This is a genomic window from Cupriavidus sp. FW306-1B-F12B (assembly GCF_058781795.1).
This window is the reverse complement of record NZ_JBYSXC010000019.1, coordinates 94,053-115,380: the sequence shown is the minus strand read 5'-3', so window position 1 is coordinate 115,380 and position 21,328 is coordinate 94,053. Positions and strand designations below refer to the sequence as shown.

General features: G+C 66.8%; 18 protein-coding genes and 3 pseudogenes. 11 read left to right on the top strand and 10 right to left on the bottom strand.

Features of this window, described 5'->3' with window-relative positions; all coding sequences use genetic code 11:
* The 5 genes from AC3WLE_RS27145 to AC3WLE_RS27125 all read left to right on the top strand — a co-directional run.
* A partial coding sequence (locus AC3WLE_RS27145) for a citrate/2-methylcitrate synthase (RefSeq protein ID WP_492363603.1) occupies positions 1 to 457 on the top strand: 457 nt, incomplete at its 5' end.
* Between the two features lie 165 nt (positions 458 to 622).
* Positions 623 to 1,180: a hypothetical protein gene (locus tag AC3WLE_RS27140; protein ID WP_492319819.1), complete on the top strand. Its 558-nt coding sequence runs from the start codon at positions 623 to 625 to the stop codon at positions 1,178 to 1,180.
* Between the two features lie 278 nt (positions 1,181 to 1,458).
* On the top strand, positions 1,459 to 4,164 hold the full coding sequence (gene acnA / locus AC3WLE_RS27135; RefSeq protein WP_492356572.1) for an aconitate hydratase AcnA: 2,706 nt from the start codon (positions 1,459 to 1,461) through the stop codon (positions 4,162 to 4,164).
* Between the two features lie 238 nt (positions 4,165 to 4,402).
* Entirely contained in the window at positions 4,403 to 4,558 is a 156-nt protein-coding gene (locus AC3WLE_RS27130; RefSeq protein ID WP_010813538.1) for a hypothetical protein, read from the top strand.
* 106 nt (positions 4,559 to 4,664) lie between these two features.
* Entirely contained in the window at positions 4,665 to 5,867 is a 1,203-nt protein-coding gene (locus tag AC3WLE_RS27125) for a DUF2863 family protein (protein WP_492319817.1), read from the top strand.
* A gap of 65 nt (positions 5,868 to 5,932) precedes the next feature.
* Here AC3WLE_RS27125 and trmB read toward each other — a convergent pair whose 3' ends face one another.
* The gene (gene trmB, locus AC3WLE_RS27120; RefSeq protein ID WP_492319816.1) at positions 5,933 to 6,619 is read right to left on the bottom strand and encodes a tRNA (guanine(46)-N(7))-methyltransferase TrmB; all 687 of its coding nucleotides are present in this window, start codon (positions 6,617 to 6,619) and stop codon (positions 5,933 to 5,935) included.
* A gap of 135 nt (positions 6,620 to 6,754) precedes the next feature.
* On the opposite strand from trmB, the gene AC3WLE_RS27115 reads away from it, so the two are divergent.
* Positions 6,755 to 8,386 carry an ABC transporter substrate-binding protein gene (locus tag AC3WLE_RS27115; protein ID WP_492356573.1) on the top strand — a complete coding sequence of 544 codons (1,632 nt, stop codon included), beginning with the start codon at positions 6,755 to 6,757 and terminating at the stop codon, positions 8,384 to 8,386.
* Positions 8,387 to 8,438: 52 nt separating this feature from the next.
* Here the strand turns inward: AC3WLE_RS27115 and AC3WLE_RS27110 are convergent, their stop codons facing one another.
* From AC3WLE_RS27110 to AC3WLE_RS27100, 3 genes are all read right to left on the bottom strand, one after another.
* Entirely contained in the window at positions 8,439 to 9,311 is an 873-nt protein-coding gene (locus tag AC3WLE_RS27110) for a class I SAM-dependent methyltransferase (protein WP_010813542.1), read from the bottom strand.
* A gap of 54 nt (positions 9,312 to 9,365) precedes the next feature.
* On the bottom strand, positions 9,366 to 10,118 hold the full coding sequence (locus tag AC3WLE_RS27105) for a hypothetical protein (RefSeq protein ID WP_492356574.1): 753 nt from the start codon (positions 10,116 to 10,118) through the stop codon (positions 9,366 to 9,368).
* 74 nt (positions 10,119 to 10,192) lie between these two features.
* Positions 10,193 to 11,329, bottom strand: a complete 1,137-nt coding sequence (locus AC3WLE_RS27100) for a PLP-dependent cysteine synthase family protein (RefSeq protein ID WP_492319813.1) — start codon at positions 11,327 to 11,329, stop codon at positions 10,193 to 10,195.
* 328 nt (positions 11,330 to 11,657) lie between these two features.
* On the opposite strand from AC3WLE_RS27100, the gene AC3WLE_RS27095 reads away from it, so the two are divergent.
* From AC3WLE_RS27095 to AC3WLE_RS27085, 3 genes and pseudogenes are all read left to right on the top strand, one after another.
* Positions 11,658 to 11,924: an HPr family phosphocarrier protein gene (locus tag AC3WLE_RS27095; RefSeq protein ID WP_492319812.1), complete on the top strand. Its 267-nt coding sequence runs from the start codon at positions 11,658 to 11,660 to the stop codon at positions 11,922 to 11,924.
* Positions 11,921 to 12,790: a fused MFS/spermidine synthase gene (locus AC3WLE_RS27090; protein WP_492356575.1), complete on the top strand. Its 870-nt coding sequence runs from the start codon at positions 11,921 to 11,923 to the stop codon at positions 12,788 to 12,790. The genes AC3WLE_RS27095 and AC3WLE_RS27090 overlap by 4 nt, the downstream gene beginning before the upstream one ends.
* Before the next feature lie 56 nt (positions 12,791 to 12,846).
* A pseudogene (locus tag AC3WLE_RS27085) lies at positions 12,847 to 13,656 on the top strand (YoaK family protein); the annotation flags it as partial.
* Between the two features lie 43 nt (positions 13,657 to 13,699).
* Here the strand turns inward: AC3WLE_RS27085 and AC3WLE_RS27080 are convergent.
* The 3 genes and pseudogenes from AC3WLE_RS27080 to AC3WLE_RS27070 form a co-directional block, all read right to left on the bottom strand.
* The gene (locus AC3WLE_RS27080) at positions 13,700 to 14,137 is read right to left on the bottom strand and encodes a universal stress protein (RefSeq protein WP_492352891.1); all 438 of its coding nucleotides are present in this window, start codon (positions 14,135 to 14,137) and stop codon (positions 13,700 to 13,702) included.
* Positions 14,138 to 14,396: 259 nt separating this feature from the next.
* A pseudogene (locus tag AC3WLE_RS27075) lies at positions 14,397 to 15,089 on the bottom strand (lyase family protein); the annotation flags it as partial.
* Positions 15,077 to 15,298 (bottom strand): annotated as a pseudogene (locus tag AC3WLE_RS27070) (aspartate/glutamate racemase family protein); the annotation flags it as partial. The pseudogenes AC3WLE_RS27075 and AC3WLE_RS27070, both read right to left, overlap by 13 nt.
* A gap of 353 nt (positions 15,299 to 15,651) precedes the next feature.
* Between AC3WLE_RS27070 and AC3WLE_RS27065 the strand changes: the two are divergent.
* Together AC3WLE_RS27065 and AC3WLE_RS27060 are read left to right on the top strand one after the other, a co-directional pair.
* Positions 15,652 to 16,332, top strand: coding sequence for a methyl-accepting chemotaxis protein (locus AC3WLE_RS27065; protein ID WP_492319809.1), 681 nt, complete (start codon positions 15,652 to 15,654; stop codon positions 16,330 to 16,332).
* A 13-nt stretch (positions 16,333 to 16,345) separates the two neighbouring features.
* Positions 16,346 to 17,140, top strand: coding sequence for a type IV pili methyl-accepting chemotaxis transducer N-terminal domain-containing protein (locus AC3WLE_RS27060; protein WP_492356576.1), 795 nt, complete (start codon positions 16,346 to 16,348; stop codon positions 17,138 to 17,140).
* Positions 17,141 to 17,158: 18 nt separating this feature from the next.
* Here AC3WLE_RS27060 and AC3WLE_RS27055 read toward each other — a convergent pair whose 3' ends face one another.
* The 3 genes from AC3WLE_RS27055 to AC3WLE_RS27045 form a co-directional block, all read right to left on the bottom strand.
* Positions 17,159 to 17,671, bottom strand: coding sequence for a DNA-deoxyinosine glycosylase (locus AC3WLE_RS27055; RefSeq protein WP_492356577.1), 513 nt, complete (start codon positions 17,669 to 17,671; stop codon positions 17,159 to 17,161).
* Between the two features lie 73 nt (positions 17,672 to 17,744).
* Entirely contained in the window at positions 17,745 to 19,646 is a 1,902-nt protein-coding gene (htpG, locus tag AC3WLE_RS27050) for a molecular chaperone HtpG (RefSeq protein ID WP_492356578.1), read from the bottom strand.
* 123 nt (positions 19,647 to 19,769) lie between these two features.
* Positions 19,770 to 21,320 carry an aminotransferase-like domain-containing protein gene (locus AC3WLE_RS27045; RefSeq protein ID WP_492356579.1) on the bottom strand — a complete coding sequence of 517 codons (1,551 nt, stop codon included), beginning with the start codon at positions 21,318 to 21,320 and terminating at the stop codon, positions 19,770 to 19,772.
* Between the last annotated feature and the right edge of the window lie 8 nt (positions 21,321 to 21,328).

Below are 21,328 nucleotides of genomic sequence, written 5' to 3'. Positions count from 1 at the left end.
CAATGAAGTCGCGTTCGAGATCCAGAAGCGCTACGACAACCCGGACGAGGCCCAGGCCGACATCACCCGCCGCGTCGAGAACAAGGAAGTCGTGATCGGCTTCGGCCACCCGGTGTACACCACCGGCGACCCGCGCAACCAGGTGATCAAGGAAGTGGCGAAGAAGCTGTCGAAGGATGCCGGCTCGATGAAGATGTTCGACATCGCCGAGCGCCTGGAAACGGTGATGTGGGACATCAAGAAGATGTTCCCGAACCTGGACTGGTTCAGCGCGGTGAGCTACCACATGATGGGCGTGCCGACGGCGATGTTCACGCCGCTGTTTGTGATCGCGCGTACCTCCGGCTGGGCCGCGCACATTATCGAGCAGCGCATCGACAACAAGATCATCCGCCCGAGCGCCAACTACACCGGCCCGGAAAACCTGAAGTTCGTGCCGATCGGCAAGCGCAAGTGAAGCGGGGCCAACTAGCCCCCGTCGATAATGTAACCAAAGACCAGAGCACTACGCCGCCCTGGGCAAATCGTAGAGAATAGCGGCGGAAATTGTCCCGGCGCCGCCCGATTTGACGGCGGCAAATGAAACATAAATCGATTTCAGTATCCGAAAGGCACTCACAAAATGAAACATCTTGTCCTTGCCGCCTGCATCGGCGCATTCAGCCTGACCACCGCCACCGCCGTGATGGCGCAGGAACCTGCCAAGAAGACCACCACCAAGAAGGCTTCGACCAAGAAAAAGGCTGCTGCCGGGACCGCCGCGGCGGCCGGCGCTGCTGCCGCGGTCACGCCGAACGGCGAAAAATGGCAGTGTGAACTGGGCAACAACCTGTATATCGCCGGCGACATGCTGCGCGACGAGGTCCTGACCGTGCACTGGCAAGGCCGCGACTACAAGCTGCCGCGCCAGCCCACGGTGACCGGCGCCGACCGCTACTACGACGCCCGCACCGGCCTGGACCTGGTGGTGATCCCGAGCAAGGCCATGCTGTTCAACAAGAACCTGGGCCAGCGCCTGGCCGACGACTGCCAGAGCCCCGCCATGCAGGCCGGCGCCGCGGCCCCGACCCAGGCCGGCGGCCTGCGCGCCCCGGCCACCACCCCGCTGCTGGTCACGCCCCCGGGCGGCCCGACGCAGGTACCGGAAGGCGCCCAGCAATCCGCAGCACCCAAGCAGTAAGTCCGTACCGGGGCGCTGGCGGCCGCTGAATTCCGGCCGCCAGCGCCCTTTTTGCCTTGCCGGGCGGCCAATCCCGGGCGGGCATGCTGTCGCGCCGGCGCCGGCGCGGCCGGCGGGATGCCGAGCCGGGTGGCGCCAAAGCCGCGCGGCGGTTAGAGTATGCAGTTGCAGTGCGCTGCCGGCCTCGGACCGCGGTCAAATGCCGCGGCAGCGCACCGGGGTCTTGATTCAGGTCCGAGCCAAATGCCATCGCATCATCCTTCGATCGGAGTACGGCAATGCCCCACAACCTCAAGAACACGCTAAAAGAATTCAAGATCGGCTCTTCCGGCAAGGGCCAGTATTACTCCCTGCCCCAGTTGGGCGAGGAGCTGGACGTGGCAATCGGGCGCCTGCCGGTGTCGATCCGCGTGGTGCTGGAATCGGTGCTGCGCAACTGCGACGGCAAGAAGGTCACCGAAGAGCACGTCAGGCAACTGGCCAACTGGAAGCCGAACGCCGAGCGCGTCGACGAGATTCCCTTCGTGGTGGCCCGCGTGGTCTTGCAGGACTTTACCGGCGTGCCGCTGCTGGCCGACCTCGCCGCGATGCGCAATGTCGCCGAGAAGATGGGCAAGAACCCCAAGAAGATCGAGCCGCTGGTGCCGGTGGACCTGGTGGTCGACCACTCGGTGCAGGTCGACCATTTCCGCGAAAAGAAGGCGCTGGACCTGAACATGCAGCTGGAATTCCAGCGCAACAACGAGCGCTACCAGTTCATGAAGTGGGGCATGCAGGCCTTCGATACCTTCGGCGTGGTGCAGCCGGGCTTCGGCATCGTGCACCAGGTCAACCTGGAATACCTGGCCCGCGGCGTGCACAAGAAAGACGGCGTCTACTACCCGGACACCCTGGTCGGCACTGATTCGCACACCACCATGATCAACGGCATCGGCGTGGTGGGCTGGGGCGTCGGCGGCATCGAGGCCGAGGCCGGCATGCTGGGCCAGCCGGTCTATTTCCTGACGCCGGACGTGGTTGGCGTGGAGCTGAAGGGCCGCCTGCGCGAAGGCGTCACCGCCACCGACCTGGTGCTGACCATCACCGAGATGCTGCGCAAGGAGAAGGTCGTCGGCAAGTTCGTCGAGTTCTTCGGCGAAGGCACCGCCAGCCTGGCCCTGCCCGACCGCGCCACCATCGGCAACATGGCGCCGGAATACGGCGCCACCATGGGCTTCTTCCCGGTGGACGAGAAGACCATCGACTACTTCAAGGGCACCGGCCGCACCGAAGAGGAAATCGCCGCGTTCGAGGGCTATTTCCGCGCACAGAAGATGTTCGGCATTCCCAGGGCCGGCGAGATCGACTACAGCAAGGTGGTGACGCTGGACCTGGGCACGGTGGCGCCGTCGCTGGCGGGCCCGAAGCGCCCGCAGGACCGCATCGAGATCGGCAACGTCAAGAGCACCTTCGCCTCGCTGTTCAGCAAGCCGGTGGCCGAGAACGGCTTCAACAAGGAGGCAGCCGACCTGGACCGCGCCTACACCACCACCGACGGCCTGGAGGTGAAGAACGGCGACGTGCTGATCGCCGCGATCACGTCCTGCACCAACACCTCCAACCCGAGCGTGCTGCTGGGCGCCGGCCTGCTGGCCAAGAAGGCGGTTGAAGCCGGCCTGACGGTGGCGCCGCACATCAAGACCTCGCTGGCCCCGGGCAGCCGCGTGGTGACTGAATACCTGAAGGCCGCCGGCCTGCTGCCGTACCTGGAAAAGCTGGGCTTCGGCGTGACCGCCTATGGTTGCACCACCTGCATCGGCAACGCCGGCGACCTGACGCCCGAGCTGAACGAGGCCATCACCAGGAACGACCTCGTGGCCGCTGCCGTGCTGTCGGGCAACCGCAATTTCGAGGCCCGCATCCACCCGAACATCCGCGCCAACTTCCTGGCCTCGCCGCCGCTGGTGGTGGCCTACGCCATCGCCGGCAATGTCACGCGCGACCTGATGACCGAGCCCGTGGGCAAGGGCAAGAAGGGCCGCGACATCTACCTGGGCGATATCTGGCCGACCTCGGAAGAAATCCACGCACTGATGAAGTACGCGATGGATGCCAAGACCTTCAAGGGCAACTACGAACAGGTCAAGAAGCCGAGCAAGCTGTGGGCCGCCATCAAGGGCACCAAGGGCCAGGTGTACGACTGGCCCAAGTCGACGTACATCGCCGAGCCGCCCTTCTTCCAGGACTTCAGCATGCAGCCCGCCGCCACCAGCGCCAGCGTGCGCGGCGCGCGTGCGCTGGGCATTTTCGGCGACTCGGTGACGACCGACCACATCTCGCCGGCCGGTTCGATCAAGGACACCTCGCCCGCGGGCAAGTACCTGCTGTCGCACGGCGTGCTGAAGGCCGACTTCAACAGCTACGGTTCGCGCCGCGGCAACCATGAAGTCATGATGCGCGGCACCTTCGCCAACGTGCGCATCAAGAACCTGATGATCCCGCCCAAGGCCGACGGCGCACGCGTGGAAGGCGGCATCACGCTGCACCAGCCCACCGGTGACGAAATGTCGATCTACGATGCCGCCATGAAGTACGTGGCCGAGGGCACGCCCACGGTGGTGTTCGGCGGCGAAGAGTACGGCACCGGCTCGTCGCGCGACTGGGCCGCCAAGGGCACGCAGCTGCTGGGCGTGAAGGCCGTGGTGGCACGCAGCTTCGAGCGCATCCACCGCTCCAACCTGGTCGGCATGGGCGTGCTGCCGCTGCAGTTCAAGGGCAACGACAGCGCGCAGACACTGGGCATCACCGGCAACGAGACCTTCGATATTGAAGGCATCGAGGGTGACCTGAAGCCGCAGCAGGACGTGGTGCTGGTGATCCACCGCGCCAACGGCGACGTGCAGCGCGTGCCGGTGCTGCTGCGCATCGATACGCCGATCGAGGTCGACTACTACAACCACGGCGGCATCCTGCCGTTCGTTCTGCGCCAGCTGCTGGCCGCCTGAGATCCACCTGGGGCGCCCGCAGCCAGCCAAGGCTGACGCCGCCTGCCTGGCCCCCGTTGCGGGGCCCGGGCAGGCGGCGTTTTTCATTGGTGTCCTGCGCCCCTTGCATCACCCCGAACGAAGTCCCGTGCGTGTAAGTTCCACGCAAGCCAGTGCTGCCACACTGTGTTGCACAAGAACAGCGGTCGCACGACCGGAAGCCGGGTCCGCCCGGCATCATCCAGAATCAGGAGACACCATGGTTAAGATCCTTATCGCATTCGTCGTGGTTGCCGGCGCGGCCCTCTATCTGCTGACCAAGGGCGGCAGTGACGTTTCCATGTCCGGCGAGTCGCACAGCGTCGAGAGCCACGCGCCCGCGGCCCCTGCCGCCTCCGCTCCGGCCCAGAAATAAAGCCACACGCCCGGGCGCGTCCGCACACGCCGCACGCATATAGCGGCCTGCGTGTCAACGCAACGAGTAGAATACCGTTTTACGCATAAACGGACGGTTTCTTTCTATGGCAGGTTTTCGCCCCAAGGCTTCCCCACGACTCTCCCCTGACGCCGAGCGTCTGGTGGCCGATGCGCTCGCCCTCGACGCTTCGGGCAGCCGCATGGAGGACGCGTACTGGGAACGGCGGCTCTCGCAGCGCCTGGGCCGCCTGCTGAAGAACGGGAGCCAGACCGCGCTCGACGCGGCGCTGGAACACCTGTTCAAGCACAATGCAGACGCCTCCGACGTGCTGGCCGAGCAGGCCGAGACGCTCGCCGAATCCGCCACCATCGAGGTCGACGGCCAGCGCCATGACGCGCTGCTGATCGCCGCCCCGATCCTGGCGCACACGCGCTACGCCATTCCCTCCGGCTCGCTCAAGCCGGAGCTGGCGCAGACGCTGGCGGTGCACCTGCAGGCACATGTGCTGGCCAGCGGCACCAAGGTCTCGCTGTCGCCCTACCTCTACAGCATCGACCAGCTGCCGCGCACGCACAGCGACACCTTTGCGCTGACGCACAAGCTGGCCGCGGCCGCCCTGGCCGGCACGGTACCCAAGGTCGACCTGCGCGACCTGCCCGAGACCGCGCCGATCCTGGCCGATCCGCGCTACCTGCTGGCGGTGGTGGTGGCCCCGCACGAGCAGGCGCTGTTCCGCTGGCAGGAAGACGCCAAGGAGCACCACGCCGAGCGCTCGACCTGCCTCGACCAGTGGCGCACCCAGGTGCAGCCGTCGGTGGCGCTGCTGCTGCCGGGCTGCGAGTTCGAGCTGCTGCTGCCCGACGCCTTCTTCCTGTCCTGCCGCGAGTCCGACAAGAGCATCCGCCCGCTGACCGTGCGCGCCGCGGTCAACTACCTGTGCGGCACGCTCGACATCTCCGCCGGCCAGCTGGCCGCCGTGGTGGCTGCCTTCGGCGAGGAAGTGGTCGAGGAATACCGCGTGGGCTTCACCATGCGCGGCGAGAAGGATGTGATCTACGGCATCGTGTGGCCGGTCTACGGCCGCGAAGCCGGCGAGGTCGATGCCGACGAAAAGGGCAACCCGCTCGAGCAGATCTGCGAGGAACTGCGCAACGCCGGCGTGGAAGACATCTTCCGCCACGCCGCGCTGTTCGATCCGGAATACTGCGAGGACTGCGGCACGCCGCTGTACGCGGACCGCAACGGCGAGATCGTGCATGCCGAACTGCCCGAGGACGCACCGACGCAGCAGCCGCTGTTCCACTGACGCGCCCGGCTGCGCCTGGCAAAAAGACGGCCCGCATGCGCGGGCCGTCTTCATTGGCGAGCCGCTCAGGCGCGCTGGCGCTCGCTGACGCAGCGCCACAAGCCGTGGCCCGATGCCCCGTACTTGCGCTCGAACGGCGTCATCGGCTGCGCCGGGGCCCACGCCTCTACCCGCGCCGGGCGCCCGACCAGTGCCAGCGCCTGGGCAAACTCATCGATATAGATGCGCCAGTTGCTGCGGCACTCCAGATAGTCGCCGCAGGCGGCCAGCGCCGGGAACACCGCATGCCCCTGCCAGCGCCGCCCCAGGTGGCCGATCTTGGGCCACGGGTTCGGGTACAGCACGTAGTGGCGCGCCACCGGCACGGCCTCGGCCTGCAGCAGGCGCCAGGCATCGACCAGGTCGGCGCGCGCCCAGCAGAAGTTGGCGGGCATCGGCGCCTCGCCCCACCAGTCCTTGCCGGCGGCCAGGCGCTTCTCGGACTGGTCGATGCCGATCACGAAGTGGTCCGGGAACGCTGTGGCCAGCCGCAGCGTGCTTTCGCCCACGCCGCAGCCCGCATCCAGGATCAGCGGCGCGCCGCCGGCCTGCTGCCAGCTTTGCAGCGCCGCGCCGAGCTCGCGCCGGCTGGCTTCGCCGATGGGCTTGCGGAACGGCTCGGCCAGGTGGCGCGCGACGCGCGCGGCCAGGTGTTCGTGGACATCGGCCTGGGCCGAGACAATGGTGCGGGAATTGGCAAACATGGGCGCCATTCTAACGGCGCCGTCCCGCATCGGCTTGCCTGCCCGCGCCAAAGGCTGCAACCAAGCCACTTTAGCGGCACAATGCGGGACAAACCCGCCTGAGAACCCGGCCGCGCCCGCGCGGACCCACGAGGAGCCAGCCAGATGACACCGACCCACGCCCTGCCGCCGCAACGCCTGCCCCGCCGCCCTGCCCGTCGCGCCGTGCTCCATGCCGCCACCGCGCTGGTGCTTGGCAGCGCCGCCTTCACGCTGCTGCCGGCGGGTGCCGCCCACGCCGAAGACCTGCGCATCGGCCTGGCGGCCGACGTGACCTCGATGGACCCGCACTGGAACAACTCGGGCCCCAACAACGCCATCGCGCTGCATGTGTTCGAGTCGCTGGTGTTCATGGACAAGAACGCGCGCTACATCCCCGGCCTGGCGCTGTCGTGGAAGCCGGTCAACGCCATCACTTGGGAGATCAAGCTGCGCCCCAACGTGAAGTGGCACGACGGCTCGCCCTTCACCAGCGAGGACGTCAAGGCCTCGCTGGAGCGCCCGGAGAAGCTGGTCAACAGCCCCGGCTCGTTCACCAGCTACACCAAGCCGATCGCGCGCATCGACACGCCCGACCCGCTGACGGTGCGCCTGACCATGAGCGTGCCCAATTACGCCAACCTGGCCAACGACCTGAACAGCGTGCCGATGATGCCGAAGAAGGTCGCCGCCACGCTGACGCAGGCGGACTTCGACTCGGGCAAGGCGATGATCGGCACCGGCCCGTTCAAGTTCGTGCGCTTTGCGCGCGGGCAGGAAATCGTGATGGAGCGCAACCCCAACTACTGGGGCCCCAAGCCCGAGTGGGACCGCGCCATCTTCCGCATCATCACCGACAACGGCGCGCGTTCGTCCGCGCTGCTGGCGGGCGATGTCGACGTGATCGAGAGCGTACCGTCGGCCGACGTCGCCAAGCTGAAGCAGAATCCGAAGTTCAAGATCGAGCAGCAGGTGTCGTGGCGCACCATCTTCTGGCAGATGGACCAGTCGCGCGACAACCCGCCCTTCGTCACCGACAAGGCCGGCAAGCCGCTGGGCAAGAACCCGTTCAAGGACGCGCGCGTGCGCGCCGCAATCAGCAAGTCGCTGAACCGCGACGCCATCGTCAGCCGCATCATGGAAGGGCTGGCGGTGCCGGCATCGTCGATCGTGTCGCCGCAGATCTTCGGGCATCCGGGCACCAAGCCGGAGGCCTATGATCCGGAAGGCGCGAAGAAACTGCTGGCCGACGCGGGCTACCCCGACGGCTTCGGCCTGACGCTGCACGCCACCAACAACCGCTACCTGAACGACGCCGCGGTGGCGCAGGCCACCGCCAGCATGCTGACGCGCATCGGCATCCAGACCAAGGTGGAGACGTTGCCGGTGGCGGCCTACTTCACGCGCGCACGCCAGGGGGAGTTCGCCTTCCAGATGCTGGGCTGGGGCTCGGCCGCGGCCGACGTGGCCTTGCGCTCGATCACCGGCACGCCCAACCCCAAGACCGGCTACGGCACCTGGAACTGGGGCAAGTACAGCAACCCGCAACTGGACCAGCTGATCGAGAAGTCGCTGACTACCGTCAGCAGCGACAAGGCGCGTGAGGAGAATGCCCGCACCGCGGCCAAGTTTGCGCTGGCCGACCACGCGATCATTCCGTCGCACAGCCAACTGGCGATGTGGGCGATGAAGAAGGGGCTGAAGTACGAGGCGCGCACCGACGAGTGGTCGCTGGCGCAGTTCTTCCACAAGGAGTGAGGGCCGGACTGCCTGCTGCCGCTCTCCCGCGCAGCGGGAGAGCGGCCGTTCCTCAGATCTTCAACCGCTCTTCCTGCCGCGCATTCGCCGCGCGCAGCTTCTGTACCCAGTCGCGCGCAGGCAGACCGGTAGTCTTCTCGACCACATCGGCGCGCGCCTCGATCACTTCCCACGACACATCGATCTCCGGCCCATTGAATGCCAGCGCAATGACGTTGCCGTCATGCACTTCCGGGAACACCAGCACGCGGTTGTCGAAGGCATCGCAGATGCGTTCGATATTCTTCGGAAAGCTGTCGTGGTCGCCGAACAGGTTGATGGTCATCACCCCGGGTGCCTTCAGCGTGCGGCGGCAGGCGCGGTAGAACGCGGTGGTGTCCAGCACCGGGCCGCGCGCGGTGGCGTCGTACAGGTCCACCTGCAGCACGTCGATGGCGCCCGCGTGGGTGCCGTCCATGACGTAGTCCCAGGCATCCTGCTCGCGCACGGTCAGGCGCGCATCGTCCTCGCGCAGGCCGAACATGCTGCGCCCGGCGATGATCACCGCGGGGTTCAGCTCCACCGCGGTCACGCGCGCGCGGCTGAACTGGCGGTGGCAGAACTTGGTCAGCGCCGCGGCGCCCAGGCCCAGTTGCACCACGTGGAATTCTTCGACCGAGGGCGACAGGAACAGCAGCCAGGCCATCATCTGCTGCGCGTATTCCAGCTCGATCGCATCGGGCTTGCGCAGGCGCATCGCGCCCTGCACCCACTCGGTGCCGAAGTGCAGGTAGCGCACCCCTTCCATTTCCGAGAAGGTCACCGGCGCAAAGCGCGGCGTCATGCGTTTTTCTTCGCGTGCCGGCGCCTCGCCACGGGTGCGGGTGCCACGTGCCGGACGGCGCGAGGCCACGGCTTCAATCGATTTGCGTTTCAGTAGGGTCATGTTGTCGAGAAAGGCGTTCAGCACCCGTTCCAGCATGGATGGGGGAAACGCGGATTACTTGCCCAGCGCCGCCTGCGCGCGTTGCAGCCATTCGCGGTTGTGTTCGCGGGCGTGGCGCGGCCAGTGGCGGGCGTCGTGGACGATATCGGCATAGAGCTGCTGCGCGCGTTCGTGGTCGGCGGCGTCGGGCTGCGCCGCCAGCCAGTCGGCGAAAAGGCAGCGCGGCGCGGCATCGCTGGCGCTGGTCAGCGCCTGCTCGAACGCGGCGCGCGTGCCGGATGCGCCGGTGGCCGCCAGCGCGCGCGCATACAGCAAGGCCGGATCGGGCTGCTGGCGCGACTGCGGATTGGCGGCGAACAGCTTCTCCAGCGTTGCCAGCGCGCCGGCGGCATCGTTGGTGGCGAACTGCGCCTGCGCCAGCCCCTGCAGCAGCGCCGGATCGGTCGCAAACGGTCCGCTGGCCGCTGCCTGGTAGTGCTGCAGGGCTTCCGACGGCTCCTCGGCCGCCAGCAGCGCGGCGCCCAGGCGCATGCGGTGCGCCACCGTCGGGGCGCGGTCAAAGTCTGAGCGGGCCTCGCGCACCGCGCGGTTCGGATCGACCAGTTGCGTGATGGCACGCGTGGCCGCACGCGCGCCGCGCGACTGGCGCAGCTCGGGCAGGTAGATCGCGAAGAAATACACCACGCTGCCCAGCCCCGGGAACAGGAACAGGATCAGCAGCCAGTACATGTTCTGGTGCGTGCGCACCGCGTGCACCGCAAAGAACAGTGCAACGATGATATGGATGCTGATGCCGAAGATACGCATAGGGAATTCACCTTGAAATCAATGGCCGGCGCGCCAGCCGCCGGCATTGTGACAGAAAGGCGGGGCCACGGGTTTCAGCCGCCCGCCGCAATGCCGGCGCCGGCCGGCTGCAGCCCGGCCACCGCCTGCGGCGTCAGCACGGCCTCGCCATTGACCGCGCGCGCCACCAGCGCATCGGCCGCCTCGATGGCAATGCCCTGCGCGCTGTACCAGGCATCGTCGTAATAGGTGTTGCCGTAGCGCTCGCCGCTGTCGCACAGCAGGCTGACGATGGCGCCGCCCTCCCCCGCCGCGCTCATCTGCTGGGCCAGGTACAGCACGCCGACGAAATTGGTGCCGGTGGACCCGCCCACGCGGCGCCCGAAGCGCCCGGCGAGGTAGCGCATGGCCGCGAACGAGAGTGCGTCCGGCACCTTCAGCATGGCGTCGATGCAGGTCGGGATAAACGAATGCTCCACGCGCGGCCGGCCGATGCCTTCAATGCGCGAGCCCTCCGCCAGGGACAGGTCCGGCTGCGGCTTGCCGTCCAGGCAGCTGCGGAAGTAGTCAAAGAACACCGAGTTCTCCGGGTCCGCGCACAGCACGCGGGTCTTGTGGCGCCGATAGGCCACATAGCGCCCCAGCGTGGCGATGGTGCCGCCGGTGCCGCCGCTCGATACCAGCCAGGCCGGCACCGCATGCTCTTCGTGCGCCATCTGCTTGAAGATCGACTCGGCGATATTGTTGTTGGCGCGCCAGTCGGTGGCGCGCTCGGCGTAGGTGAACTGGTCCATGAAATGCCCGCCCGTCTCCTGCGCGATGCGGCGCGAGGCGGCGTAGATCTCGGACGGGCTGCCCACCAGGTGGCAGTGCCCGCCGTAGAACTCGATCGCCTCGATCTTGGCGCGCGAGGTCCCCGCCGGGATCACCGCCACGAACGACAGCCCGAGCAGCCGCGCAAAGTAAGCCTCGGAGATCGCGGTCGAGCCGCTGGATGCCTCCACCACCGTGCTGCCCTCGTGCAGCCAGCCGTTGCACAGCGCATACAGGAACAGCGACCGCGCCAGCCGGTGCTTGAGGCTGCCGGTCGGGTGGCTGGACTCGTCCTTGAAATAGACGCGGATGTCCGGGTAGCCCGGCAGGTCCAGCGGGATCAGGTGGGTGTCGGCGGAGCGGTTGAAATCCGCATCGATCTTGCGGATGGCCTCATGGGTCCAGTCGGAAAGGGGCATGGCAGCGTTCCGGGCGGGCCGGACATCAGGACAGATCCGTCAGGATGCCAGAAGCGCACGCCCCAAATCCAGTTTCCGGGATGAGCAGGCGCCCGGCACAGCCCGCAAAGGGCGGTTTCTCCACAACCGCGGCACCGGGCATGGCATTTCCTGGCCGGATGCAGCCACCGGCTGCGGGTGCTGAGCTATGATAATACGATTAACATCATATGTGACTGCAACAGATGTCCCCGATGTCCGCGATACCCGGGCGCGCGACCCGCCGCCTTGCCCGCCCCAGCCAGCCCACCGGGTCCGCCTCCCGGGTCCTGCATTGCGCAAGGCTGCCGTGATCGAGGCGACCCTCAACATCGCCGCCGGCAAGGGTTTCCAGGGACGCGGCTCGGCGCGAGTGACCCTGGTGGCCAGCCGCTTTGCCAGCCGCATCGTGCTGATCACGGACTCCGGCTCGGCCGATGCGCACGACGTGATGGCCGTCATGCGCCTGCGCACGCCGCCTGGCACCGTGCTGCGCATCCAGGCCGACGGCCCGGACGAAGTCGCCGCGGTCAGGGCCATCGCACAACTTCTCGGACCAGGGGACGGCCAGCCATGAACGAACGCAAACCGGACGCCGGCACCGGCATCGCCGCGGATAGCCGCCGCACCTCCTTTGAGTCCTATATGCGGTTCCTGGCCGAAGCCCCGCGCGACGGCACGCCCGTGGTGCTGGAGACCGAGACCGCCCTGTCGCTGCACTTCGACGTGCTGGCCACGCAGAGCTTCATGTCGCGGCGCGATCCCGACCGGCTGGTGCTGGGCTACACGCGCACCATGATGGGATTCCTGTTGCTGCATCCGTCGCCGGCACGAATTTCGGTGATCGGGCTCGGCGGAGGCTCGCTGGTCAAGTATTGCTACCGGCACCTGCCTGCCACGCGGGTGGTCGCTGTCGAGATCGACCCGGCGGTGATCGCACTGCGCGAGCGCTTCCGCATTCCGCCCGACGATGCCCGCCTGCAGGTGGTCTGCGCCGATGGCGCCGAGTACGTCAGGGGGCGGGAAGCGCGCCCCGAGGTCATTCTCGTCGACGGCTTCCTGGCTGACGGCATGCCGCTGCAGCTTGGCTCTGCCGGCTTCTACGCGGCCTGCCACGCGCGGCTGGCCGACGACGGCGTGCTGGTCGCCAACTTCCTGGCAAGCGACCGCGGCATGCCGCACTACCTGGGCGCCGTGCGCGCCGTGTTCGGGGCCTCGATGTCGGTCGCACGCGCCGAGGACAGCTGCAACTACACCTTGTTTGCCTGGAAAGGCCCGCCCCGGCTGCCGTCGCTGCAGACGCTGCTGGCACGCGCACGGGCGCTGGAAGCCGTGCATGCATTGAAGCTGACACCGACTGCCCGCCGCATGAAGCGCGGCGAGGCGGTTGCCGCCGACCCCGACGCCTGGCACGCCCTTGCCCGGCCCCGGGACACCCTGTAGCGGCAACGCAGGTCCGCCGCCGCCCTTCCCAATCCGCCAGACGCCGCCCCATCGCCATGCCGATCCTGTACCTGCGCAAACTGACCGGGAAGCGGCGCAGCCCCCACGCCAACCGGCACCTGGCCGGCTACCTCTGCTTTGTCGCCGGCGCCATCAATGCCGGCGGCTTCCTGGCCGTGCAGCAATACACCTCGCATATGTCCGGCGTGGTCTCGGCCATGGCTGACAACCTGGCGCTGGGCAGCTTCGCGCTGGTGCTGGATGGGGTCGGGGCGCTGCTGTCGTTTCTCGGCGGCGCCGCGTGCTCGGCGGTGCTGGTCAACTGGGGACGGCGCGAGCGGCTGCACAGTGAATACGCGCTGCCGCTGGCGCTGGAGGCGGGGCTGCTGCTGTGCTTTGGCCTGATCGGCGGCAACCTGGGGCAGCACCAGTGGCTGTTCGTGCCAGCCACGGTGATGCTGCTGTGCTTCATCATGGGGCTGCAGAATGCCATGATCACCAAGCTTTCGAACGCCGAGATCCGCACCACCCACCTCACTGGCATGGTCACCGATATCGGCATCGAGCTGGGCAAGCTGTGCTACTGGAACGCAGCCGCGCCGGCGCACACGCCATCACGCACACAAGCGCGCCCACTGCCCCGCGTGCTCGCCAACCGGCGCAAGCTGCGCCTGCTGGTGGTGCTGGTCACGCTGTTCTTTGCCGGCGGCATCACCGGCGCGCTGGGCTTCAAGCACCTGGGTTTCAGCGCCACGCTGCCGCTGGCCGCGCTGCTGCTGGCGCTGATCGCAGTGCCGCTGAGCGACGACCTGCGCAGCCGCTGGCGCACAGGCCCGCTGCCGCGCCTGGCGGCGCGGATGCGGCAATGCGTGCAGGCGGGCGCGCCGCGCCGGCGGCGCTAGGCGTCGCCTAGCGGTACACCAGCACCGGGATCTTGCTGTGGGTCAGCACCTTCAGGGTTTCGCTGCCGATCAGCATGCCCTGGACCCCGCGCCGCCCGTGCGAAGCCATCACGATCAGGTCGCAGCCTTTTTCCTCGGCCGTCTTGATGATGGCCTCGTAGGGATGGTCGTTAACGACGTATGCCGTGTCACAGGCCACGCCCGCGGCGCCGGCCTCGTCGGCCAGTCCGCGCAGGTAGCGGGTCGCGTTTTCCCAGGCCTCCTTCACGTAGGTTTCGCGCGTGTCCTCCAGCATCTCGACCTGGTAGGTCAGGACGTGGTAGTTCGGACAGACGCGCACCGCGGTGGCACGCGCCCCCATGTCCCGCGCCAGCGTCAGGGCCTTGCGGAATGCCGATTCAGACAGGTCGGAGCCATCGACCGCCAGCAGGAGATGCTTGAACATGATTGCCTCCTTGCCAGCATGGTTGCCGGCTAAGGCGCTCACTTCCGATGCGTCATCGCCATGCGTCCGAAAGTGCGAGCCCGCAAGGCGCACTACAAGGAGCGACCGATACCCCCGGTTTCGAATGATTCGTCGCCCGACTCCAGTATAGGTGCGCCATGGCCCACGGCAATCCGGCATGCGTCACATGCGCACGGGTGGATTCAATACGGGCGATTTGCGAAGCCGTTGGCTGGCTGCGGGCCGCGTCAGGCCCGACCGGGCTCGCGCCGGATCTTTGCGGAATCCGTTCCGTGAGCGTCGCGCAGTCGTTGGTCAGGTGGCGGAAGCTGCGGAACAGACTGGCAGCGATGACCGGCTCGAAGGCATTCAGCTGCAGCTGGCCACCCTCGGCGGCGGAGGTCACGGTCACGTCATTGCCGAACACTTCGAATGCGAATGCCACCTGGTTCACCACTTCCGGAATCACCGGGTTGACCTTGCCCGGCATGATCGACGAGCCCGCCTGCATGGCAGGCAGGTTGATTTCGCCAAAGCCCGCGCGCGGGCCGCTGGAGAGCAGGCGCAGGTCATTGCAGATCTTTGAGAGCTTTACCGCGATGCGCTTGAGCACGCCGGAAATCTGCACAAAGGCGCCGCAGTCCTGCGTGGCTTCGATCAGGTTGGGGGCGCCGCTCAGTGCAATGCCGGAAATGCGGCTCAGGGCAGCCACGGCATTGTCCGCGTACTCCGGGTGCGCGGTGATGCCGGTGCCAATCGCGGTAGCACCGAGGTTGACCTCGCGCGCCAGGGCCGACACTTCGCGCAGCCGCGCCATGTCTTCATCGATCATGACGGCATAGGTGGAGAACTCCTGGCCCAGGGTCATCGGCACCGCGTCCTGCAGCTGCGTGCGGCCCAGCTTGAGCAAGCCGGCAAACTCGACGGACTTCTCGCTGAAGGCATCGCGCAGGGCCTCCCGCCGTCCGCTTCCAGGCGCCGGCAGGTGGCGTATAGCGCAAGCGTCGGGTGGTCCGCCTGGTGCGGCAGATGGGCGGTGCGGTCAGGGATCTGCGGGTTCTGCTCAACCAGCAGCTTGATGTGGTCCTGGTCCTTTGCGGCGCTGGTGCTGCGCACGATCTTTGCCATGAAGTCCACCGTCGCCGCCGGGCCGATGCCACCGCGAGCAGGAACGTCTTGCGCGGCCGTGAGTAGAGCGGCGGGGGCGCCGCCGGATGGGCGCCAGGCACCTCAGGTTGTCGGGATGCGTCACATGTCTTCTTTGTTTATTGGATGGGACCGTGTGAGCCATGGCATAGATATTGCACAGCGGTCACACAGGCCAACGGCGGCCTTGAAACAAGCTGGCAAGTCGCGATGACATGCTCCGAACAGGAGCATCCCGGGCAACGACGCCCCGAAGCGAATGGACCACGAACCGGACAACCGGTTCGCAGGCATCTCGCTTCGGGGCGCTTTTGCTTCGCCGGTCAGCGCGGTGCGCGTCGGCGTCGACACTACCTGCAAGGCATGGCATGAACGCTCTCTCTGCTCAGTCACCCGAGACCGAAGTGTCCGCCGAAACCATCGGCGCATTGATCGACCTTTCCGGAAGGCAGCGCATGCTGTCGCAACGGATCGTCCTCCAGTTGTTGCTCGCTTCGCGGGGAGACACTGCCGCGCTCGATATCGCACGCAAGTGCCTGTCAATGTTCGAGTCGGCGCATTCGGATCTCATGACGGGCAATGAGCGTTTCCCGGGCATATTCTCCGGCGCCTTGCAGCGACTGTACTTTGGCAGTGCGCGCGCTGACGCTCGCATCCGTGAATTCATCGCCCGGGTCAGAACAGCGATAGACACACCACTGGCCGACACCAGCCGGCGAGCGTCATCCCTCGATGTGCTTGTGACGCAGGCCACGCCGATACTTGAGCTGCTGCAGACCGTCACGCAGGCCTACCAGGAGGAAATGCACCGTTGCGAACTCGCAGTACGCAAACGCCAGACCGACCTCGCCGATCGCCTCAGCGGTATTTCGATGCAAGCCAACATCGTCGCAATGAATGCGCGCATCTCGGCGGCGCGGGCGGGAGAGTACGGCAGGGAGTTCTCGGTGATCACGCAGGCGCTTGCAGACATCATCAAGGAAATGGATCAGCTGATCCGCCACGTCGTCGGCTCGAACGATGCGCCCAAAGGATCAACCAGAACTTGATGCGGAGACGCCCTTGAAACGTGACCTCTGTTCCTTCTGCCTGATTGTCTGCAGCGTCCTGGCGCTGGCCCTGGCCGGGACCGCTTGCGCCGAAACGCTGACGATCAACGCGGCGATCAACAAGGCGGGCCGCCAGCGCATGCTGTCTCAGCGCATGGCCAAGGCTTACTGCCAGGCTGGCCTCGGCGTTGAAGTCGAACGTTCGAAGAAGATTCTCGAGCAGTCCGTGGCGCTCTTCGACAAGCAGCTCATGGAGCTGAAGGTGTTCGCGCCCACGCAGGAGATCAGGGACACCTACGCCAGGCTCGAGCAGACATGGATTCCCTATAGGCAGTTGCTGTCCGGCGGCGATCCGAATCCCGATAGCGCGAAAACCATCGCAAGAATGAGCGAGGACGTGCTGAAGCTTGCGCAACAAGGAACCCTCCTGCTCGAGAAACATTCGGACACCGCGACGGGCAAGCTGATCAACGTTGCGGGGCGCCAGCGGATGCTCTCGCAGAGAATCGCCAAGATCAGCATGTTCCGCGCCTGGGGCATTACCTCCCCCCAGATGGCGCAGGATCTGGACGCGGCTACCAGGGAATTCGCAGCCGCGCAGGAGCTTCTCGCCTCGGCGCCGCAGAACACCGAGGCAATCCGTCGCGAACTGCTGCTGGCCGGCTCTCAGTGGCTGTTCTTTGAAGAGGCACTCAATCAGACCGGGGTCAGTCGCGCGGAACAGTTGAGAAACATCGCCACGACCAGCGAGCGCATTCTTCAGGTGATGGATGACGTCACCGGCATGTATGAAGGGATGCCCAGGTAACGTGGGTGCGTGAACGAGCTATGCCAGACGCTGGCTTACAGGCAGCCACTCTTGCAATGCCTGCCAGGCGCCCAGCTTTTCCATGTAGGGCAAGGTATGAGCGGGACTACTGGAAGGAAGCCTGATGATCCGGTGATGGTCGCCATGCTGCCCAAGGGCCTTCAAACCGATACGCGCAGCAGTGCCGCCATTGAAGGCGATGACAGCCAGCCTGGGTAGTGATTCGATCAGGCTCACCAGGTCGTTGCCGGCGTGATCCCGGATGTTGCTGTCCAGGCTGCCCTCACGCTTCGCTTGCGCCACCACGTCCCACAGACCGACGTGATGCGCCAGAAGCGTTTGCAGCCGCGCGGCATAGTCCATGTGGACCAGGTCTTCACCCAGAACCTCGCCGGTCAGGCGCCAGAACTGATTCTGCCGATGCGCGTAATACTGGCTTTGCGCCAGTGACGCCTCGCCCGGCAGGCTGCCGAGAATAAGGATGCGCGTGCCGGCGTCAACGACAGGCGGGAAGCACCGCTTCAGTGTCATCGGTCACGCGCTCCGTTACAACACCTTGAGATGGGAATCCCCCGCCGCCTGCGCGGCGGGGGCAGCCGGGCCGTCAGGCCAGCAGCTTGTTGACGCGCTGCACGTAGGCAGCCGGATCGTCCAGCATGCCACCTTCGGCCAGCAGCGCCTGGTCGAACAGCACCTGCACGCGGTCGCTGAAGGCATCGCCCTCGGGGAGATCGCGCAGTTTCTGCACCAGCGCGTGTTCCGGATTCAGTTCCAGGATCGGCTGGGCGTCCGGCGCCTTCTGGCCGGCCTGCTTGAGCAGGCGCTGCAGGTAGCCGCTCATGTCGCCTTCGTCAGAGACCAGGCACGAGGCCGACGCGGTCAGGCGCAGCGTCACGCGCACGTCCTTGGCCTTGCCGTCGAGCACGCCCTTGGCGCGTTCGACCACGTCCTTCCAGTCGGCCTCGGCCTTTTCCTGCTCGGCCTTCTCGGCTTCGTCGGCGAGCTTGCCCAGGTCCAGGTCGCCGCGCGCAACCGACACCAGTTCCTTGCCGTCGAACTCGCGCAGGAATGACAGCATCCATTCGTCGACGCGGTCGGTCAGCAGCAGCACTTCGATGCCCTTCTTGCGGAACACTTCCAGGTGCGGGCTGTTCTTCGCGGCGGACCAGGTATCGGCGGTGACGTAGTAGATCTTGTCCTGGCCTTCCTTCATGCGGCCGACGTAGGCGGCCAGCGCCACATTCTGCTCGGCGGTGTCGTTGTGGGTGGAGGCAAAGCGCAGCAGCTTCGCCACGCGCTCCAGGTTGGCCTGGTCTTCGCCGATGCCTTCCTTGAGCGCCTGGCCGAACTGCTGCCAGAAGGTGGTGTACTTGGCGCGCTCGGCTTCTTCTTCACTGTCGGCCAGCGTTTCCAGCATCGACAGCACGCGCTTGGTGCAGCCCTCGCGGATGGCCTTGACGTCGCGGCTTTCCTGCAGCAGTTCGCGCGATACGTTCAGCGGCAGGTCGGCGGAGTCGACCACGCCCTTGACCCAGCGCAGGTAGCCCGGCAGCAGCTGGTCGGCATCGTCCATGATGAAGACGCGCTTGACGTACAGCTTCAGGCCGGCCTTGTGGTTGCGATCCCACAGGTCGAACGGGGCGCGCGCCGGGATATACAGCAGCTGGGTGTATTCGCTGCGGCCTTCCACGCGGTTGTGGGTCCAGGCCAGCGGCGCCTCGTTGTCGTGCGCGATGTGCTGGTAGAAGGCGGTGTACTGCTCGTCGGTGATGTCGGACTTGGCGCGGGTCCACAGCGCGCTGGCCTGGTTCACGCTTTCCCACTCGGCGGTGCGCTGGTAAGTGCTGGATTCAGCGTCCCACACTTCCTTGGGCATGCGGATCGGCAGCGAGATATGGTCCGAGTACTTCTGGATGATGCCCTTCAGGCGCCAGGCCGAGAGGAAGTCGTCCTCGCCCTCGCGCAGGTGCAGCGTGATGGTGGTGCCGCGCTCGTTGCGGGCGATGGCATCGATGGTGAACTCGCCGTCGCCGGTGCTTTCCCAGCGCACTGCGTCTTCTGCGCCCAGGCCGGCGCGGCGCGTTTCCACCGTGACCTTGTCGGCGACGATAAAGGCCGAGTAGAAGCCCACGCCGAACTGGCCGATCAGCGCGGCGTCCTTCTGCTGGTCGCCGGAAAGCTGCTGGAAGAATTCCTTGGTGCCCGAGCGGGCGATGGTGCCGAGGTTGTGGATGGCCTCGTCGCGGCTCATGCCGATGCCGTTGTCGGTGATCGTCAGCGTGCGCGCCTTGGCGTCGGCCTCGATGCGGATGGCCAGGTCGGCGTCGTTCTCCAGCAGGGACGGATTCGCGATCGCCTCGAAGCGCAGCTTGTCGGTAGCGTCCGAAGCATTCGAGACCAGCTCGCGCAGGAAGATTTCCTTGTTGCTGTACAGCGAGTGGATCATCAGGTGCAGCAGTTGCTTCACTTCCGCCTGGAAGCTCATCGTCTCGTGCGGTGCGGTCATGGTTCTCCTCTTGGAAACAGGCGAATCTGGAAAGTGGGTGTGGCCACGGTCCTGTGGCCGGTGCCGCCAGACATAGGGCCGCCCGGGCCATTTTTCAAGGCCCGGGTGCTGCCGGGATGTGACTTACAGTCGCTCTAGCTGGTGCGCCAGGAAGGCCAGCATGTCCGGGTGGCCGCTGCTGGCAACGTTGAAGCGCATCCAGCCCGACGGCATCTGCGACGGCGAGAACAGGCTGCCCGGGGCGAACAGGTAGCCCTCCTCATGCCCCGCGGTGGCGATCGCGTTGGTGTCGCGGCCGGTATCGGCCCACAGGTACATGCCGGCGTGCTGGCCGGGAAAGAGCCGCAGGCCCAGGCGCTCCAGCTCGCGCCGGGTCTCGTCGCGGGCGCGGTCCAGCCGGGTGCGCACGCGCTCCACATGCTTGCGGTAGTGGCCCTCGGTCAGCACCTTGTACAGCACGCGCTCGTTGATCTCCGGCGTGGCCAGCCCCGCCAGCAGCTTGCTGTCGGTCAGCGCCGACGCCATCTCCGGGTGCGCGGCGATAAAGCCCACGCGCAGGTTGGCCGCCAGGGTCTTGGAAAAGCTGCCCAGGTAGATCACCCGGCGCAGCTGGTCCAGGCTGGCCAGCCGGGTGGCGGCGTGGCCGGGCGGGCACAGGTCGCAGTAGATATCGTCCTCGACGATCAGGAAGTCGTACTGCTCGGCCAGGCGCAGCAGCTGGAAGGCCTTGGCCGCCGACAGCGAGGTGCCGGTGGGGTTGTGCAGCACCGAGTTGATCACGAACAGCTTGGGCCGCCGTGCCTGCACGATGCGCTCCAGCGCCTCCAGGTCCGGCCCTTCGGCGGTGTAGGGCACCCCGGTCACCTGGGCGCCCTGCGCGGCAAAGCGGCCGAACATCACGAACCAGGCCGGGTCGCCCACCAGCACCGTGTCGCCGGGCTGCAGGTAGAGCCGCGCGATCAGGTCCAGGGCCTGGGTGATGCCCGAGGTCAGCACGATCTGCTCGGCGCTGGCACCGATCTCCAGTTCTTCCAGCCGGGTGCGCAGCTGCTGGCGCAGCGGCAGGAAGCCCTGCGGCGTGCCGCTGGCCAGGAAATGGTTGCCGGGCTGGCGGCCCAGGCCGCGCAGCGCGCTGGCGATCAGCTCGCCGTCGAGCCAGTCATTGGGCAGGAAGCCCAGCCCGGGCGCCTTGTGCGCCTCGGCGGTATGGAACATGCTGCGCAGCAGCCAGGTCACGTCGATATTGCGCGCCACCGCCACGTCGCCGGACACCGGCGCCGCGGGCGCGGCCGGGGCACGCTCGCGCACGTAGAAGCCGGAGCCGCGGCGCGATTCCAGGTAGCCCAGCGCCACCAGCCGCTCATAGGCCTCGACCACGGTAAAGCGCGAGATGCCCTTCTCCTGGGCCAGTTGCCGGATCGACGGCATGCGCATGCCGGAGCGGAACACGCGCTCGTCGATGCGCATGCGGGCCCATTCGGTCAGTTGCTCGACCAGCGTCATCTGCGCCGAGGGGATCGGATCCGGGAAGCGCTCGGTGGGCGGCACCACCAGCCGCAGCGCGCGGCCGGAGGTCTGCCCCGATGTGCTGTGGGCGTCGCCGCCGCTATCCTTATGACGGGTGACGGTGGCGGGCTCGCCGCCGGCGTCGCCATCCCTGCTGTTGGCATCCATGTGCTGCT